Annotated in this window: 17 protein-coding genes and 2 pseudogenes; 13 read left to right on the top strand and 6 right to left on the bottom strand. The window is 67.6% G+C overall.

Going from position 1 to position 15913, the window contains the following annotated elements:
• Positions 1-47 precede the first annotated feature (47 nt).
• From alaS to H5V44_RS16610, 4 genes are all read left to right on the top strand, one after another.
• Positions 48-2819 carry an alanine--tRNA ligase gene (gene alaS / locus H5V44_RS16625; RefSeq protein ID WP_185194260.1) on the top strand — a complete coding sequence of 924 codons (2772 nt, stop codon included), beginning with the start codon at positions 48-50 and terminating at the stop codon, positions 2817-2819.
• A gap of 67 nt (positions 2820-2886) precedes the next feature.
• Positions 2887-3474, top strand: a complete 588-nt coding sequence (locus tag H5V44_RS16620) for a DUF7504 family protein (RefSeq protein ID WP_185194259.1) — start codon at positions 2887-2889, stop codon at positions 3472-3474.
• Positions 3475-3518: 44 nt separating this feature from the next.
• On the top strand, positions 3519-4295 hold the full coding sequence (locus H5V44_RS16615) for an alpha/beta fold hydrolase (protein WP_185194258.1): 777 nt from the start codon (positions 3519-3521) through the stop codon (positions 4293-4295).
• Between the two features lie 109 nt (positions 4296-4404).
• The gene (locus H5V44_RS16610) at positions 4405-5109 is read left to right on the top strand and encodes a type 1 glutamine amidotransferase (protein ID WP_185194257.1); all 705 of its coding nucleotides are present in this window, start codon (positions 4405-4407) and stop codon (positions 5107-5109) included.
• Between the two features lie 22 nt (positions 5110-5131).
• Here H5V44_RS16610 and H5V44_RS16605 read toward each other — a convergent pair whose 3' ends face one another.
• Positions 5132-5614, bottom strand: coding sequence for a cupin domain-containing protein (locus tag H5V44_RS16605; protein ID WP_185194256.1), 483 nt, complete (start codon positions 5612-5614; stop codon positions 5132-5134).
• 111 nt (positions 5615-5725) lie between these two features.
• On the opposite strand from H5V44_RS16605, the gene H5V44_RS16600 reads away from it, so the two are divergent.
• The gene (locus H5V44_RS16600; protein WP_185194255.1) at positions 5726-6091 is read left to right on the top strand and encodes a 4Fe-4S dicluster domain-containing protein; all 366 of its coding nucleotides are present in this window, start codon (positions 5726-5728) and stop codon (positions 6089-6091) included.
• A 49-nt stretch (positions 6092-6140) separates the two neighbouring features.
• On the opposite strand, the gene H5V44_RS16595 is transcribed toward H5V44_RS16600, so the two are convergent.
• Entirely contained in the window at positions 6141-7274 is a 1134-nt protein-coding gene (locus tag H5V44_RS16595; protein WP_185194254.1) for an ATP-binding protein, read from the bottom strand.
• A gap of 136 nt (positions 7275-7410) precedes the next feature.
• Positions 7411-7911: pseudogene (thpR, locus tag H5V44_RS18240) on the bottom strand (RNA 2',3'-cyclic phosphodiesterase); the annotation flags it as partial.
• Positions 7912-7969: 58 nt separating this feature from the next.
• Between thpR (H5V44_RS18240) and H5V44_RS16585 the strand changes: the two are divergent.
• Positions 7970-8338 (top strand): zinc ribbon domain-containing protein, encoded by a 369-nt coding sequence (locus H5V44_RS16585; protein ID WP_221625807.1) that lies wholly within the window; start codon positions 7970-7972, stop codon positions 8336-8338.
• Positions 8339-8436: 98 nt separating this feature from the next.
• Positions 8437-8994, top strand: coding sequence for a diadenylate cyclase (locus H5V44_RS16580; protein WP_185194253.1), 558 nt, complete (start codon positions 8437-8439; stop codon positions 8992-8994).
• A 49-nt stretch (positions 8995-9043) separates the two neighbouring features.
• Here H5V44_RS16580 and thpR (H5V44_RS16575) read toward each other — a convergent pair whose 3' ends face one another.
• Positions 9044-9604 (bottom strand): RNA 2',3'-cyclic phosphodiesterase, encoded by a 561-nt coding sequence (gene thpR / locus H5V44_RS16575; RefSeq protein WP_185194252.1) that lies wholly within the window; start codon positions 9602-9604, stop codon positions 9044-9046.
• Between the two features lie 115 nt (positions 9605-9719).
• Between thpR (H5V44_RS16575) and H5V44_RS16570 the strand changes: the two are divergent.
• The 3 genes and pseudogenes from H5V44_RS16570 to sufS all read left to right on the top strand — a co-directional run.
• A pseudogene (locus H5V44_RS16570) lies at positions 9720-10457 on the top strand (tetratricopeptide repeat protein); the annotation flags it as partial.
• 19 nt (positions 10458-10476) lie between these two features.
• The gene (locus H5V44_RS16565) at positions 10477-10776 is read left to right on the top strand and encodes a DUF424 domain-containing protein (protein ID WP_185194250.1); all 300 of its coding nucleotides are present in this window, start codon (positions 10477-10479) and stop codon (positions 10774-10776) included.
• A 91-nt stretch (positions 10777-10867) separates the two neighbouring features.
• Positions 10868-12145 (top strand): bifunctional cysteine desulfurase/selenocysteine lyase SufS, encoded by a 1278-nt coding sequence (sufS, locus tag H5V44_RS16560; protein WP_185194249.1) that lies wholly within the window; start codon positions 10868-10870, stop codon positions 12143-12145.
• Positions 12146-12268: 123 nt separating this feature from the next.
• Here sufS and H5V44_RS17910 read toward each other — a convergent pair whose 3' ends face one another.
• Positions 12269-12526, bottom strand: a complete 258-nt coding sequence (locus H5V44_RS17910; protein WP_221625806.1) for a TM2 domain-containing protein — start codon at positions 12524-12526, stop codon at positions 12269-12271.
• 67 nt (positions 12527-12593) lie between these two features.
• The gene (locus H5V44_RS16550) at positions 12594-12737 is read right to left on the bottom strand and encodes a hypothetical protein (RefSeq protein ID WP_185194248.1); all 144 of its coding nucleotides are present in this window, start codon (positions 12735-12737) and stop codon (positions 12594-12596) included.
• Between the two features lie 38 nt (positions 12738-12775).
• Between H5V44_RS16550 and H5V44_RS16545 the strand changes: the two genes are divergently transcribed.
• The 3 genes from H5V44_RS16545 (at position 12776) to H5V44_RS16535 (ending at position 15715) form a co-directional block, all read left to right on the top strand.
• Positions 12776-14089: an RNA-guided endonuclease InsQ/TnpB family protein gene (locus H5V44_RS16545; protein ID WP_185194247.1), complete on the top strand. Its 1314-nt coding sequence runs from the start codon at positions 12776-12778 to the stop codon at positions 14087-14089.
• Positions 14090-14429: 340 nt separating this feature from the next.
• Positions 14430-14990: a mechanosensitive ion channel domain-containing protein gene (locus tag H5V44_RS16540; protein ID WP_185194299.1), complete on the top strand. Its 561-nt coding sequence runs from the start codon at positions 14430-14432 to the stop codon at positions 14988-14990.
• 197 nt (positions 14991-15187) lie between these two features.
• Complete coding sequence (locus H5V44_RS16535; protein WP_185194246.1) at positions 15188-15715, top strand: hypothetical protein; 528 nt, start codon at positions 15188-15190, stop codon at positions 15713-15715.
• The last annotated feature ends 198 nt before the right edge of the window (positions 15716-15913 follow it).

Below are 15913 nucleotides of genomic sequence, written 5' to 3'. Positions count from 1 at the left end.
GGCCCTCCCGGAACTGTTTTACCCGGCCGTTGGCCAACTCACGGGCAATGAGTGAACTCGAAGCGGAGTACCGGCTCGAGTACTTCGAGGAGGAAGGCTTCCACCGGAAGCAGTGTCCGGTGACTGACGTCTACTTCTGGACGCGCGACCCCGACCGCGAGACCTGCGGCGAGCCCCCCGCAGACGACTACTCCTTCATCGACAACCCCGGCTTCGACCAGGAGTACACCTTAGAGGAGATGCGCGAGGAGTTCCTCTCTTTCTTCGAGGAACACGGCCACGAGCGGATCGACCCCTACCCCGTCGCCGCCAACCGGTGGCGCGACGACGTCCTCCTGACACAGGCGTCTGTGTACGACTTCCAGCCGCTTGTCACCTCCGGGCAGACGCCGCCGCCGGCCAACCCGCTCACCGTCTCCCAGCCCTGCATCCGGATGCAGGACATCGACAACGTGGGCAAGACCGGCCGGCACACGATGGCCTTCGAGATGATGGCCCACCACGCGTTCAACGCCAGGGAGGACATCGAGAACCCCGAGCAGTACGCCTACCAGGGGGAGGTCTACTGGAAGGACGAGACGGTCGAACTCTGCGATCAGTTCCTCGAACACATGGGCGTCGACCTCGAGGAGGTCACCTACATCGAGGACCCCTGGGTCGGCGGCGGCAACGCCGGCCCCGCCTTCGAGGTGCTCTACCGCGGCGCCGAACTCGCGACGCTTGTCTTTATGTCGATGGAGCAAGACGAGGATGGGGACTACGAGATGAAGGACGGCAACCGGTACTCGCACATGGACACCTACGTCGTCGACACCGGGTACGGCCTCGAACGCTGGACGTGGGTCTCGCAGGGCACCGCCACCGTCTACGAGGCGATCTACCCCGACGCCATCGACTTTTTGAAGGACAACGCCGGGATCAGCCTCACCGACGAGGAGGAGCAGCTCGTCCACCGGGCGGCGAAACTCTCCGGCTACCTCGACATCGACGAGGTCGACAACCTGACCGCGGCGCGGGCGGAAGTCGCGGACCAACTGGACGTCGACGCCGCCGAACTCACCGAACTGCTGGAACCCTTAGAGACCATCTACGCGATCGCGGACCACTGCCGGACGCTCGCGTACATGTTCGGCGACGAGATCGTTCCCTCGAACGTCGGGACGGGCTACCTCGCGCGGATGGTGCTCCGGCGGACCAAACGCCTCGTCGACGACGTCGGCGTCGACGCTCCGCTCGACGAGCTCGTGGATATGCAGGCCGAACGTCTGGGCTACGAGAACCGCGACACCATCCGCGACATCGTCCGGACCGAGGAGCGGAAGTACCGCGAGACGCTCGAGCGCGGCCGCCGGAAGGTGGAGTCGCTGGCGGCTGAGTACGCCGACCGCGGGGAGCCGATCCCGGTGGACGAACTCATCGAACTGTACGATTCCCACGGCATCCAGCCCGATATGGTCGCGGAGATCGCCGACGACTACGGCGCGGGCGTCGACGTACCCGACGACTTCTACTCGCTGGTCGCCGACAGACACACCGGCGCGGACGCGGCCGAGGCCGAGGGAGACTACGACGACGGGCTCGCGGACCTCCCGGAGACCGAGAAGCTGTTCTACGACGATCAGGAGCGCACCGAGTTCGAGGCGGTCGTCCTCGACGTCTTCGAGCGCGGCGACGGCTACGACGTCGTCCTGGATCAGACGATGTTCTACCCCGAGGGCGGCGGCCAGCCGGCCGACCACGGCACCCTCGCCACCGACGACGTGACCGTCCAGGTAACCGACGTCCAGGAGCACGACGGCGTGGTCGTCCACCGAACCGACGGCAACCCGGGGACCGGGGAGTTCGTCCGCGGGCAACTCGACGCCGAGCGCCGGTGGCGGCTCATGCGCCACCACACCGCGACCCACGTGGTCGGGTTCGCCGCCCGGCGGGTCCTCGGCGAGCACGTCCGGCAGGCGGGCGCCCGGAAGGGAACCGACAGCGCGCGGCTGGACGTCACCCACTACGAGCGGCTCACCCGCGAGGACGTCAAAGAGATCGAGGCGGTCGCAAACGACCTCGTGATGCGGAACTGCCAGGTGGAGCAGTCCTGGCCCGATCGCAACGAGGCGGAGGCCGAACACGGCTTCGACCTGTATCAGGGCGGGATCCCGCCGGGGACGCGGATCCGGACGATCACCATCGACGAGGACGTCCAGGCCTGCGGCGGCACCCACGTGGGCCGGACCGGCGACATCGGCGCGATCAAGGTGCTCTCGGCGGAACCGGTCCAGGACGGGATCGAGCGGCTGACCTTCGCCGCGGGCGACGCCGCGATCGAGGCCACCCAGCGTACCGAGGATGCGCTCTACGAGGCGGCGGACGTCCTCGACGTCACGCCCGAGGACGTGCCCGAGACCGCAGAGCGCTTCTTCACCGAGTGGAAGGAGCGCGGCAAGACCATCGACCGGCTGCGGACGGAACTCGCGGAGGCCCGGGCGACGGCCGACGACACGATCGACATCGACGGCACCCCCGCCGCGGTACGCCGGCTCGACGCCGACCCCGACGAACTCCGGGCGACCGCGAACGCCTTAGTCGACGACGGGGTCGTCGCGGTGCTGGGCTCCGGCGCCGGCGACAGCGCACAGTTCGTGGTCGGCGTTCCCGACGGCGTCGGGATCAACGCCGGGGAGGTGGTCGGCCGGCTCGCCGCCGAGGTCGGCGGCGGCGGCGGCGGCCCGCCGGACTTCGCCCAGGGCGGCGGCCCCGACGTCGACGCCCTCGACGACGCCCTCGAATCCGCGCCGGAGGTCCTGCGGGCGGTCCAGCGGGCCTGACGGCGGGGAAGCGACTCCCCGGGCCGGCCAACGCAAGATTTATTCGGAAGTGTTAGCGAGACGGAATGTGGACTCAGTATCGGACGCCGCCGCCGAGGTCGACGACGCGCGGTCGGTGTTGGTCCTCCGTCCGCAGTCGACGTCGCACGCGGAGACGAAGTGCAAGCGGGCGCTCGTCGGCGAGCCCGAGGCGGCGGATCTGCTCGGCGTGTCGCTCTCCAAACAGCCCGAGGCGTGGTACGACCACTGGTGTGACGTCCTCGGCGCGGAACCCGACTCGGCGGCGGTGGTCACGACCCCGGAGCTCGCGACCGGCGACGCCCCCGAGGACGTCGAGGTGAAGACGGTGGCGACGCCCTCGAACCTCACCGGAGTCGGAGTGAAGGCCACCCCGTATCTGAACCGATGGGAGGACCCCACTGCCGTCATCGAGAGCCTGACGGTGCTGCTCCAGTACGCCGACCAGCAGGAAGCCTACCAGTTCCTGCACGTTCTGGAGGCGCAGGTCCGACAAAGCGGCGGGGAGATGCAGGTCTACGCGGACCCGATCGCCGAGGACGACCGGACGATCGAACTTCTCAAGACGATCTTCGACGGCGTCGTCGAGTACGAGGACGGCGACGCGGAGTGGGACGTCCAGCGTCGGAGCAGGTGAGCGGAGCCGACGGGATAACGCCTCTGGAGTGTCTGGTGGGACGTATGCCGACCCTCTCACGCGACGGCGCGACGCTGTACTACGAGACCGCGGGTACCGGCGAGACGGTCGCGTTCGTCGGCGACGCCGGCTACGGGGCGTGGCAGTGGGGGTGGCAACACCGCGCCGTCGCCGGCCCCTACGAGAGCCTGGTGACAGACCTCCGGGGCGTCGGCCGCTCCGGCGGGGGGGCGGCGGTCGACGGCGTCGACGCGTTGGCGGCGGATCTCGCGGCAGTGCTCGCCGACGCCGGGGTCGACACCGCCCACGTCGTCGGCGCGGGACTCGGCGGAATGGTGGCGCTACAGGCCGCGCTGTCGACCTCGCGGGTGGGGAGTCTCGTGCTGATCGGGACCGCCGCGTCCGGGGACGGCCTCGACCTCGACCCGTTGTGGGCCGACCCCGCCGACCCCGACGCCGTCGAGCGGGCGGTCGCGGCAGGCGTCTCCGAGTCGTTCGCCGAGGCCCACCCCGACGCCGTCGAGCGGATCGTCGGGTGGCGGACCGCCGAGGACGCCGCCCGGCCCACCTTCGAGGCCCACGCCGCGGCGGCCGCGGCGTTCGACGTCTCCGATGGGCTCTACGAGATCACCCGGCCGGCGCTCGTGATCCACGGCGGCGACGATCCGGTCTGGCCCGCCTCGCGCGGCGCCGCGCTGGCCGAGGGGCTCCCCCGCGGGGAGTTCCGCGAGGTGGCCGACGCCGGGCACCTGGTCCACGTCGAGGCGTCGCGCCGCGTCAACGACGACCTGCTCGGGTTCCTCGACAGCGTGGACGCGTGACGGTCCGGGCGCACGGATCAGTACCGTCCGGGGGTCGGCGGCGTCGCGAGCGACGGCAGACGATACCAGGGTCGCAAGGCACTTCCTCCCCGGCCGCGTCGTACTGGTAATGAGTCGACACGACGACCGACTGCGGGTGGCGCTGCTCGACGCCTCGCACGGCGACACCCACACCCGTCGCAACTTCCGGCGGGAACTCGACGCGGACCTCGTCGAGTTCGACGTGACCGCCGGCGACCGGCCGGACGGCTTCGGGTTCGACGCGGTGGTGATCACCGGCTCCCGCGCGTCGGTCTACTGGGACGAGAAGTGGATCGAACCGCTGGTCGAGTACGTCGCCGCGGCCGACGAACGCGATCTACCGATCCTCGGCGTCTGCTACGGGCATCAGGTGCTCGCGGAGGCGCTCGGCGGCCGCGTGGAGTCGATGGGCGAATACGAGATCGGCTACCGGGAGATCACCCAAACCGCCGAGGACGAACTCCTCGCGGGGGTTCCGGGGACGTTCACCGCCTTTACCACTCACTCGGACGCCGTCACCGAACTCCCGCCGGGCGCGGAACTGCTCGCGGAGAACGACTACGGGATCCACGCCTTCCGGCGCGGCCGCGCCTGGGGGGTCCAGTTCCACCCGGAGTACGACCGCGAGACCGCCACGGACCTCACGAAGCGGAAGGATCTCGGCGACGAGCGGATCCGGTCGGTGCTGGACGGGATCACCGCGGAGAACTACGACGCCGCCTGCCGCACCAAGCGGCTCTTCGACAACTTCACCGACTACGCCCGCCGGCTCCGGGCGGAAGCGACCGCGTAGCCACACGCATCGGGGGACTCGATCACGCCTCGTCGGTCCAGTAGTCCACGTCGTCGTCGCGCCGGTAGTAGCCGGAGACGTCGCGGTCGCCCTCCCCGCCCGGCGGCGCCCCCGCGTAGACGCCGATCTTCTCCGAGTCGGGGTAGACCGTCACGTCGGGATCCCGCATCGTCGACACCGCCAGATACCGGAGCGGGTCGTCGCCGTCGTTCCGGAGCCGGTGGGCGCCGTCGGCCGACGCCGGGAACGCGCGGTAGTCGCCGGATTCCACCCGCGTTTCGCCGTCGGGGGTTCGCAGCACGCCGGTCCCGTCGAGCACGTAGATCGCCTCCGCGTTGGCCGCGTGGTAGTGGTACGGCCACGACGACGCCCCCGGCGGGAGCTCATAGAGGCTCGCCCCGAGGTCGTCGGCGCCGGCCGCCGCCGCCAGCTTCTTCCGGCGGAAGTGGGTCTCCCCGCGTTCGGTCTCGCTCCACTCCAGGTCGGACTCGTTGACGGGCTCCATAGGGCCGTGTTGTCGCCGGCGGGTGATATATGTCGGCGGGTGGCGGGCCTCGACCCTCGTCCGGACCGCCGACCGACGGCGTTTTCCCCCGGAGTCGACTACCGAGGGCCGATGGGAATCGATCCGGACTTCGACAGGACCCGCGACCGCCTCGACGCCGCGGAGCTTGCGGAACTGCGGTCGGCGGCGACGGAGACGGAGTTCGCAGACGACGTCGACGTCTGGGGACCGGTGGACCCGCCGGAGCAGCTCGGGATCCACGGGGTCCACGTCGCGGTCGATTACGACCTCTGTGTCGCCGACGGCGCGTGCTTGGAGAGCTGTCCGGTCGACGTGTTCACGTGGGTCGACACGCCCGGCCACCCCGAATCGGAGCGGAAGGTCGAACCCACCTACGAGGACCAGTGTATCGACTGTATGCTGTGTGTCGACATCTGCCCGGTCGACGCGATCGACGTCGACGGCTCGCGGTCCTGAAGCCGGTGCCGCCGGCGCCCGTGGATTCCCCGACGACGGGTCGGCAGGGTCACCGACGGGCGGCGCTCGCCCGGCCCACCGCGGGCGTTGCGGCCGTGGCCGCCGGCGCGCGCGGCAGCCGGAGGCACGCGACGGTCCCCGTGGGGTCGTTCTCCTCGAACCACACGTCGCCGCCCGACTCGATTGCGATCCAGTTGACCAGCCACAGCCCGAGTCCGCTCATATGTTCGAGGTCCGTCTCGTAGCCGCGCTCCAGCGCCGCGAGTTCGCTGTCGGGGATCCCTGGGCCGTCGTCCGCGATCCGGACCGTCGCGAACTCCGCCCCGCCGCGTGCGGTGGTCGTCGAGTCGATCTCGACGCGGGGTGTCGACGTGTCGTTGTGTTCGATCGCGTTCTCGATCAGATTCAACAACGCGGAGCTGACGAGCGGGTGTGCGAGCACCGGGAGGTCGTCCGGAAGCGACGCATCGATGTCGGCGCCCGGGTACTCCCGTGAGAGCTGTTCACAGCAGGCCTCGACCTGGGCCGCGAGGCCGACGACTTCGCGTTCGGCGTCGTCGGCGTGGAGGAGCCGCTCGATCTCCTTTGCGTGCTCTCCGAGTTCGACCAGGTCGGCGGCCTGCCGCTTGATGATGCGGGCCCGTTCGCCCGGATCGGTCGGGCAGTCGGCGAGAAGTTCGGCGTTACCCTGGATCACGTTCGCGTTGTTGCGGATGTCGTGGCGGAGCACGCGGTTGAGGACAGTCAGGTGCCGGGTCAGCTGGTCGACCTCCGCCCGGGCGGTGTGCTGGCGGGTTTCGTAGACGCCGACGACGAGCCCAACCAGCCCGCCACCCGACGCCGCGTTGACGACGACGAACAGCTGATCGCTCACGGTCACCCCCTCGGCGTGCTGGTAGAGGATCGTGAGCACCGCCATTACGGCCAGCGCGACGGCGCCACCGACGCACCACACCGCCGCGCGCGGGATGTACGCGTCGTCAAATCCGCTCCGATGGAGCCAGATCCCGCCCGCGAGGATCCCGAGCGCAAACCCCGCCGGAATCAGAATCCCAAGCAGAAGCGTCCGCAGGTCCTCGCCTTCGCCGACGGCGTGGAACGTGTGGAGTGAGAGGAACGCCGCTCCGACACCCAGGATGACGATCAGCCCGCCGCGGGCGCTCGCTTCGTTCGTGACGTTCATACTCCGTGTATACGGCCGTGTCGACGATTGCCACATTTAACTCTGGTCTGCAATTATCAATACCGATACCGGTCTCCGTTCGCACGGTCTCACGGTTGACACCAAGCCCGGAACCCCGACGGCAGCTGGAGAGAGCTTACAGCTCGACCGCCCGCAGCGTCTCGTAAACCGGTCCGTCGTCGGTGAGCGTGCTCTGTGTCAGCCGGACCGTCTCGACCCGGAACGATCCGAGGTCCGGGTCCGTCTCGCGGACGACGCGTTGCACCAACTCCTTCCTGCGGGCGTCGTCCATCCGGGCGAGCGTGACGTGCGGGGTGAACGCGTGATCGTCGCCCTCGAACCCCAGCGGTCGAGTTCGCGCTCGATCGCCCCGTTGAGCCGCGTGGTCTCTGCGACACCGCCGCCCTCGCGGACGCCCGCCCACACCACGCTGATGTGGTCGAGGGCGGGAAAGACGCCGAACCCGCCGACGCGTAGCCCGAAGGGGTCGACGCCGGCGTCCCCGACCGCGCGTTTCGGCGCCGACTCGACGTCGCCCACCCGCTCGGGGTCGGTATCGCCGAGGAGAAACGGCGTCAGATGGGCGTCATCGGGGTCGGCGAACCCGCAGCCCCTCGGCGTCGGGAAAGCGGTCCTGAGCGCCGGGTCACGGCCGGCGCAGCAAAGGATTTCACACTCGCTCGACAACGCCGGGTATGTCCCCGGACGGAGGCACCTACGTGTACTGCGCCGAATGCGGCGCGAAGGCCTCGCCCGACTGGTCGTTCTGTCGGAGCTGCAACGCGTCGCTCGACGACGCCGAGTCGGTCGACGGGAGCCTGATAGTCAGGGAGGACGGCGAGGACGTCGACCTCTCGGAGTTCGTCGGCGAGGAGACGGGGTGTGCGAAGTGCGGCCACACGGAGGCGACCGTCGACGACGTCGCGGTGACGGGCAACGACCCGTCCCGCGCGCTCGACGTCGAGAGCCGACGGTTCAAGACCGTCACCTGCGATCGGTGCGGGTACGCCGAACAGTACAAGCGGCGACGCCCCGAGGAGGCGCGCGCGCTGTTTCTACGGTGACCGATCCGAAGTGGACCGCGGACCGACGGGAGGCCGCCCGGGGACGCTCCGAGGGGCCAGCAGTTAACCGGCTCCGTCCCGAGGTGTAGAACGTCGGTATGGAGGAACTGAACCGCGTTTTGAGCAAGTACGCGACGAGCCAGGACCTGATGGACCGGATCAGGTACACCGCCGAGTCGCTGAGCATCGGCTTCGACCGCTGGGGCGAACAGTACGTGAGCGGGCCGAGCCTGTACATCCTGGTCGTTGCGAACGTCAACTTCGAGTCGTTCACCGATCCGATGGGTGACAACAGGTGGCCGGTCGAGCGGTGTAAGGTCGTAATGGAGTCGCCCGAATCGTTCACCAGAGTCGCCGGCGACGTCGCCTCCAGCCGGGACGGCGCCGTCATCGTGACGGGTGACGGAACCATCCAAGAGCAGATGGTGCGGGTCCGGAGCCCCGAACAGGGGTACAGCAGCGCGTTCGACGAACTCGAATACGCGGGGTGGATGGGAGCCAAACACATGAGCGCCCTGGAGACGTCGCTCCGCGATGAGGTCCTGTGGGTCATCACACTCAGCGAGGAGAACGGACGGGTCACGACCTTCCTCGACGGGACGTACCAGGACTACCCCCGCGAGGAGATCGGCGGCCGGTGGCGGCCGGAAGGGTAGCGGCGCCCGGCGGGACCGTCCCGCCACGGACGGACCGTTCGGTCCGGAGTCACCACGTCACCGTCCGCACCGTCTCGTAGACCGGCCCCTCGTTTGTCAGTGTGCTCTCCGTCAGCCGGATCTCGTCGACCTGAAACGACCCGAGGTCCGGATCGGCCTCGCGGACGACGCGCTGGACCAGGTCCTTCCCGCGGGCGTCGTTCATCCGGGCGAGCGTGATATGCGGCGTGAACTCGTGGTCGTCGCCCTCGAACCCCAGATCCGCGAGTTCGCGCTCGATCAGCCCGTTGAGGCGGGTCGTCTCGGCGATGCCGGCGCCCTCGCGGACGCCCGCCCACACCACGCTGATGTAGTCGAGCGCGGGGAAGACGCCGAACCCGCCGACACGGAGCTCGAAGGGCCCGGTGTCGGCGGCGTCGACCGCACGCTCTAAGGCCGACTCGATCTCAGCGACCCGTTCGGGATCAGTGTCGCCGAGGAAGAAGAGCGTCAGGTGGGCGTCCTTGGGGTCGACGAAGCGCAGCCCCTCGGCGTCGGCGAAGCGGTCCTGTGCGTCCGCGACGGCGTCGGCGAGGCGGTCCGGGAGGTCGATGCTGACGAAGAGTCGCATACGCCGTCGTTGGGAGTGAACCCACTAAACGGTCGGCGTCGCCCCCGAAACCGGCGGCGGGGCCTCCGTACGGCGTGACGCAGTCCTTAACCGTTCCGACGACCAACCCCGCAGTATGACAGACGGCGACGCCGACGACCACGAGTTCTCGTCGGGCCAGGGGTTCGACGCCGACTACGAGGAGTTCACCCTCGATCCGCCGGAGCTGAAGGTCGACCCCGCGAAAGTCGACCCCGTCGACACCCGGGTCGTCACCGACGAACTCGACCGGCGGAACATCGCCTCCGACCAGGTCGACGTCGAACAGCTCATCGACGTCGGGCTCTCGTACATGCGGATCAACCGCTTCGAGGAGGCCACCGGCACCTTCGAGCGCGCCGCGCAGTTCGCCGAGGACGAGTCGTTGGAGGCCCAGGAGGCGTGGGTGAACAAAGGCGCGGCCCACGCCGAACTCGAGGAGTGGGACGACGCGATCGGCGCCTACCGCGAGGCGCTTCGGATCGACGACGACTCGGAGCACGCCGCCTCCGCGGAAACCAACCTGGCGTACGCGCTGTGGAACGCCGGCGAGACCGAGTCGGCGCTGCGACACGCCGAGCGCGCCGTCGAGATCGACCCCCGATTCCCCCAGGCGTGGTACAACCGGGGGTTCTTCCTCCGGGAGCGTGGGCTGAACGAGGACGCCGTCAACGCCTTCGACAACGCGATCCGGCTGGGGATGCAGACCGCAGACGTCTTAGAGGAGAAAGCCGCCGCCTTAGAGGAGCTTGGCGAGGACGAACAGGCCGAGGAAGTCGCGGGGCGGGCCCAGGAGCTCCGACAGGAACAGGAGGAGGAGCTGCTCGAACAGCGGGACCGGTGACGTGACGCGGATGCTCCTCCGCGAGCGGCAGACCAAGGAGGGCCTGCTCGTGTCGGTCTGTGACGACGAGTGTCTGGGCGAGGTCTACGAGGACGGCGAGGTGTCCCTGGACGTGACCGAGGCGTTCTACGGCGGCGACGACGCCGAAGCGACCGACGCCGACGGGGTCGTCGAGAGCCTCAGGCGGGCCAGCGTCGCGAACATCGTGGGCGAGCGGTCCGTCTCCGTCGCGATCGACGCCGGGATCGTCGACGAGTCGCGCGTGCTCTCGATCGACGGGACGCTTCACGCACAGCTGGTCCGGATGTAGCGGGCGCCGGCATCGATCCGCCGGCCGCTGGACCCCGAGAGCCGTGTCACAACCGAAGCCGTGTTAGTCCTGGGGACCGTATGTGGACGTAATGGGAACGCAGGAAACGTATCCGATCGACGTCGGCGCCATCCGGGCGGACTTTCCGATCCTCGACCGGATGGTCGGCGGCGACATCGAGACGCCCGGCGAGGGGGCAGACGACACCGAGCCGCTCGTCTACCTCGACAACGCGGCCACCAGCCACACTCCGAAGCCGGTCGTCGACAGCATCGTCGACTACTACCACGGCTACAACTCCAACGTCCACCGCGGGATCCACCACCTGAGCCAGGAGGCGTCGGTCGCGTATGAGAAGGCCCACGACCGCGTCGCGGAGTTCATCGGCGCCGCCGGCCGCGAGGAGGTCGTCTTCACCAAGAACACCACCGAGGCGATGAACCTCGTCGCCTACGCGTGGGGGCTCTCGGAACTCGGCCCCGGCGACACGGTCGTCCTGACCGAGATGGAACACCACGCCTCCCTGGTGACCTGGCAACAGATCGCAAAGCGGACCGGCGCCGACATCGAGTTCGTCCGCGTCGACGACGAGGGCCGGCTGGATCTGGACCACGCCGCGGAACTGATCGACGACTCGACCGCGATGGTGTCCGTGGTCCACGTCTCGAACACCCTCGGGACGATCACGCCCGTCGCGGAACTCGCGGAGATGGCCCACGACCACGGCGCGTACATCTTCGTTGACGGCGCCCAGTCGGCGCCGACCCGCCCGGTCGACGTACAAGCCATCGACGCCGATTTCTTCGCGTTCTCGGGGCACAAGATGCTCGGCCCGACCGGGATCGGCGTGCTCTACGGGAAGGAGCACATCCTCGAAGGGATGGACCCCTACCTCTACGGCGGGGAGATGATCCGCCGGGTCACCTTCGAGGACTCCACGTGGGAGGATCTCCCCTGGAAGTTCGAGGCCGGCACGCCCGTGATCGCCCAGGGGATCGCGCTCCACGCCGCAATCGACTACCTCGACGACATCGGAATGCGGAACGTCCAAGCTCACGAGGACCTGCTTGCGGAGTACGCCTACGACCAGTTGTCCGGGTTCGACGACGTGGAGATCTACGGCCCGCCGGGCGACGAGCGCGGCGGCCTCGTCGCGTTCAACCTCGGGGGCGTCCACGCCCACGACCTATCGAGCATCCTCAACGACAAGGGGGTCGCGATCCGCGCGGGCGACCACTGTACCCAGCCGCTCCACGACAAACTCGGCGTCCCGGCGTCGACGCGGGCGTCGTTCTACATCTACAACACCACCGAGGAGATCGACGCCTTAGTCGAGGCGGTCGACGACGCCCGGCAGCTGTTCGCCTGAACGGCTGTCCGCCGGATCCGTACAGCGTTCGACCAGTGGTGAGCGGGTCGCGACGGTGGGGTCCGGCAGGAGCCTGTCGGATCACGTGGAGTCGCGCCCGCGCCGATACCGTACGGGGACGCGCTACCTGCCGAGGATGCTCCCGTCGGCCCACTTCTCCTCGTACTCCGTCTCGTCGGCCAGGAGCATCAGTATTCCCTCGATCAGGCCGAGGAGCGCCGGAATCGCGGTCCAGAAGAAGCACAGATAGAGGACGCCGTTCCGGGTGTTGCCCTGGTAAAACTTGTGGACGCCCAACCCGCCGAGCAGTATCGCGAGGATCCCCGCAGCGACCTGCTCGGAGTTGGCGGAGTCGTCCGTCCCGCCGGTGGGCTGTGACACGTAGCGAGCGGAAGCCCACCCCTTCAGGGGTGGGTGTAAGCGACAGCATAGCCCAGCAGTCTACGCGCTACGGCTCGTCTGGATGTTCCACCGCCTCCAATCCCGTTTCGATGATCTCCCGATACGCTTCTTCGAGGCTCACGTCTTGCTGTTCGGCGTAGTCTTTCACGCGCCCGTTCAACGTGTGCGAGATGTCGATGTTCGGTCGCATCGTCTGTGTCCAAAAGACATTTAGACGTAGGACTACAAATGTCTGTTGTCGTGAGGCGAACCAACACGTTCGCGGTGCGCCCGCTCTCCACGCAGGACGAGCAACTGCTCCGCGACCTGTTGGACGCCTCCGCCAGCCTCTGGAACGAACTGAACTACGAACGTCGCCAGAACTTCTTCGACGGCAATTCCGCGTGGGATACCGCCGACTACCGCAAGCAGTACGTCGGCGTCCTCGGCTCCGCCACCGCACAACAAGTCATCCGCAAGAACAGCGAGGCGTGGCGGTCATTCTTCGCCGCCCGAGAGAACGGCGAAGACACCGCTCCGCCCGGCTACTGGGGCAACGAGGACGAGGGACGGGAGTTGCGGACGTACATCCGCAACGACCAGTACACCCTCGAAACCGGCGAGCGGAGCCGTCTCGAAATCCCCGTGGGTCAAGACCTGAAAGAGAAGTACGGGCTTGGCTACCACGACCGACTGCGCCTCGAAGTCATTGGCGACCCGAAGTGGGAGGGCGAACAGGGCCGGTTGGAACTGTACTACGACGAGGTCGACGACACGTTCAGGGCCATTCAATCCGTCACCGTACCTGATTCTCGACGGGATTCACCAATAGCCGAGGAATCGGCTGCCTTGGATGTCGGCGCAAACAACCTCGTCGCCTGTACGACCACGACCGGCCAGCAGTACCTATACGAGGGGCGCGACCTGTTCGCCCGCTTCCGCGAAACCACCGAGGAGATATCCCGCTTGCAGTCCAAACTCCGCGAGGTCCGGTACAGTAGCCGACGTATTCGACGCCTCTATCGCAAACGGACGCGACGACGCGACCACGCACAGGACGCACTCGTGCGCGACTTGATGGAACGACTGTACGACGAGGGTGTTGCCACCGTGTACGTGGGCGACCTCACCGACGTGCTGTCGGAACATTGGTCGGCAGAGGTGAACGAGAAGACGCACCAGTTCTGGGCGTATCGCTCGTTCATCGACCGGCTTGCGACGACCGCCGAGGAGTACGGCATCGCGGTCGAAGTCGAGTCGGAAGCGTACACAACGGCGGAGTGCCCTGTGTGTGGCGAACGCGACGAGACAGAGCGGGACGGCGACGTGCTCCGGTGTTCGTGTGGCTATGAAGGCCACGCCGACCTCGACGCGTCACAGACATTCCTCGAACGACAGGCTGGCGAATCCGAAGTCGGGTCGATGGCACGGCCCGTGCGCCTCAAGTGGGACGACCACAACTGGTCGGAGATACCACACTCTCCCGAGAGGGCAAGTCCCAACGAGAAGCGCACAAACCAGAGTACCGGCGACGGGAAACTTGCCTCCGTGGGAACGGCATAGCCAACATCCCCACCGGAGGAATCCCACGGCTTCAGCCGTGGGAGGATGTCAAAACGGTCCCGCTGGGAGGGCAGATGGTGTGCAAGCAGAAACGGGGCGGTGTTCGAGAGGCCCTTCCGGAGTTCCCCTTTCATCACGGCGTGCGTTTCGTCCCCATCCTCTTACCTCATACTGCTCCAGCCGTCGAGGGGCGGGAGGGGCAGGTCCTCCCAAGATCTCCACGCTGTCGGCGTCGCCGCGCGGGATACCCGTGCCGTGTCGGTGCTCTCTATCGACCGCCGACCGCGAGCGATGACCTCCGGATCCCGAAGCACTTTGTGTGTGACAGACGGGGCCGGAACTGATGGTCGCAGTCGCGGAGTTCCTGACCGAGACGGTCGCGCGGACGATCAACGAGTTCGTCGACGGGCTCCAGACGGCCGCCCCGCGGCTCCTCGGCGGCCTGGTCTTTCTCACGATTGCCTACGCCGCCATCCGGCTGCTCACCGGGACCCTCCGTCGGACGCTCGACTCGGTTTATGCCGAGGACCAGCGCCTCGTGGCCGACCTGGGCGTGACGATCGCGAGCATCTTCCTGTGGTTCGGGGTCGCCTTGACGCTCCTGAAGATCTTCGGGATGGGGGAGATCGCGGCGAGTCTCGGGACCGCCACGGGGTTCGTCGCCTTGGGGATCTCGTATGCGCTCTCGAATATGCTCGCCGACACCGTCGCGGGGGTGTATCTTCTCCGGGACCCCGATTTCAACCCCGGCGACGAAGTGAAGGCCGATCCGGTGACCGCGATCGAACTCCGGAAGACCCGGTTCCGGAACGCCGAGGGCGAAACCGTGGTCGTCGCCAACCGCGACGTGGAGAAGAAGTGGACGAAACTCGGAACCGACGCCGCGGACACCCCCGAGTGACGGAACACGCGTTCCCGCCTGCCGTGGATAGCGCCACAACCGCAGGCGATCCCGACCGTCCTCATACTGTCGGCTATAGTCACGTGACGGATTTCGACACCCCGGGGTGTCGAAAATTTTCACGTAGTTATAGCCAACAGTATCAGTGATAACAATTCCCACATACGCTTTACTTTCTACAGACGTATCTCACACATATGGTACACGTACGGTGTGACAGTTACGCCCAGTGGATCGGCAGTATCCTGGCACTGCTCGTCGTCACGAGTGGTGTCGGTGTCGTCACCGCCCAGTCCGATGCAGCGTCGGACCAACCCGAGTGGGCCGACGGGGCGTTCGCGGAGTACGGGGAGATGGTCGCCGTCTACAACGAGTCGATCACGTCGACGGACCTCGGCATCGCTGGCGACCAGTTGGCGAACGAGCGGGTGAACCTCGTCGTGACCGACTCCGACGGGTCGACGGCAACGTTCTCGTTCCGGACGGACAGCCAACTCCGGATGACGGAGGTGAAGCAGGGCACCCGCGCAGACGCGACGATCCGGATGTCCACCGACCGCGAGACGTTCAACGAGACGCTCACCGCCGACGACCCGGCGGCCACGTTCACCAACGCGGTCACCGAGGGCGACATCGAGATCGACGGGCTCGGCACGACCAACGCGGTGAAGTGGACCGTAATAAACACCGTGGCGGACCTCGCGCGGAGCCTCGGGGTGTTCTGAAGTCGGAGCCTCGGCCTGTCCCGAGGCTGGCGTGGTCGCCCGACAGGGCGGCCACGTCGGCGGATCACTCGATTGGGTCGTGTTAAGTTAAGCGTGAAGAGTGAGGCGTGCTGATTTCTGAGTGATCTATGCCCGAAATCACACGCCTCAGCGACGGTAGCGACTGGATCGAATTAGATTTTGTGGAGCGTCAGCGGA

The organism is Halobellus ruber (assembly GCF_014212355.1).
Taxonomy (GTDB): Archaea; Halobacteriota; Halobacteria; order Halobacteriales; family Haloferacaceae; genus Haloquadratum; species Haloquadratum rubrum.
Note: the sequence above shows the minus strand (reverse complement) of the source record. Positions and strands in the feature narration are given on the sequence as shown.

Excerpts from the sequence above, each read along its gene's own strand:
- H5V44_RS16600 (WP_185194255.1), top strand. The coding sequence starts at position 5,726 with ATGGGAATCGATCCGGACTTCGACAGGACCCGCGACCGCCTCGACGCC.
- H5V44_RS16550 (WP_185194248.1), bottom strand. The coding sequence starts at position 12,737 with ATGCGACCGAACATCGACATCTCGCACACGTTGAACGGGCGCGTGAAA.
- H5V44_RS16585 (WP_221625807.1), top strand. The coding sequence starts at position 7,970 with ATGTCCCCGGACGGAGGCACCTACGTGTACTGCGCCGAATGCGGCGCG.
- H5V44_RS16605 (WP_185194256.1), bottom strand. The coding sequence starts at position 5,614 with ATGGAGCCCGTCAACGAGTCCGACCTGGAGTGGAGCGAGACCGAACGC.
- H5V44_RS16535 (WP_185194246.1), top strand. The coding sequence starts at position 15,188 with ATGGTACACGTACGGTGTGACAGTTACGCCCAGTGGATCGGCAGTATC.
- sufS (WP_185194249.1), top strand. The coding sequence starts at position 10,868 with ATGGGAACGCAGGAAACGTATCCGATCGACGTCGGCGCCATCCGGGCG.
- alaS (WP_185194260.1), top strand. The coding sequence starts at position 48 with ATGAGTGAACTCGAAGCGGAGTACCGGCTCGAGTACTTCGAGGAGGAA.
- H5V44_RS16615 (WP_185194258.1), top strand. The coding sequence starts at position 3,519 with ATGCCGACCCTCTCACGCGACGGCGCGACGCTGTACTACGAGACCGCG.
- H5V44_RS16610 (WP_185194257.1), top strand. The coding sequence starts at position 4,405 with ATGAGTCGACACGACGACCGACTGCGGGTGGCGCTGCTCGACGCCTCG.
- thpR (WP_185194252.1), bottom strand. The coding sequence starts at position 9,604 with ATGCGACTCTTCGTCAGCATCGACCTCCCGGACCGCCTCGCCGACGCC.
- H5V44_RS16580 (WP_185194253.1), top strand. The coding sequence starts at position 8,437 with ATGGAGGAACTGAACCGCGTTTTGAGCAAGTACGCGACGAGCCAGGAC.
- H5V44_RS16565 (WP_185194250.1), top strand. The coding sequence starts at position 10,477 with ATGCTCCTCCGCGAGCGGCAGACCAAGGAGGGCCTGCTCGTGTCGGTC.
- H5V44_RS16595 (WP_185194254.1), bottom strand. The coding sequence starts at position 7,274 with ATGAACGTCACGAACGAAGCGAGCGCCCGCGGCGGGCTGATCGTCATC.
- H5V44_RS16545 (WP_185194247.1), top strand. The coding sequence starts at position 12,776 with ATGTCTGTTGTCGTGAGGCGAACCAACACGTTCGCGGTGCGCCCGCTC.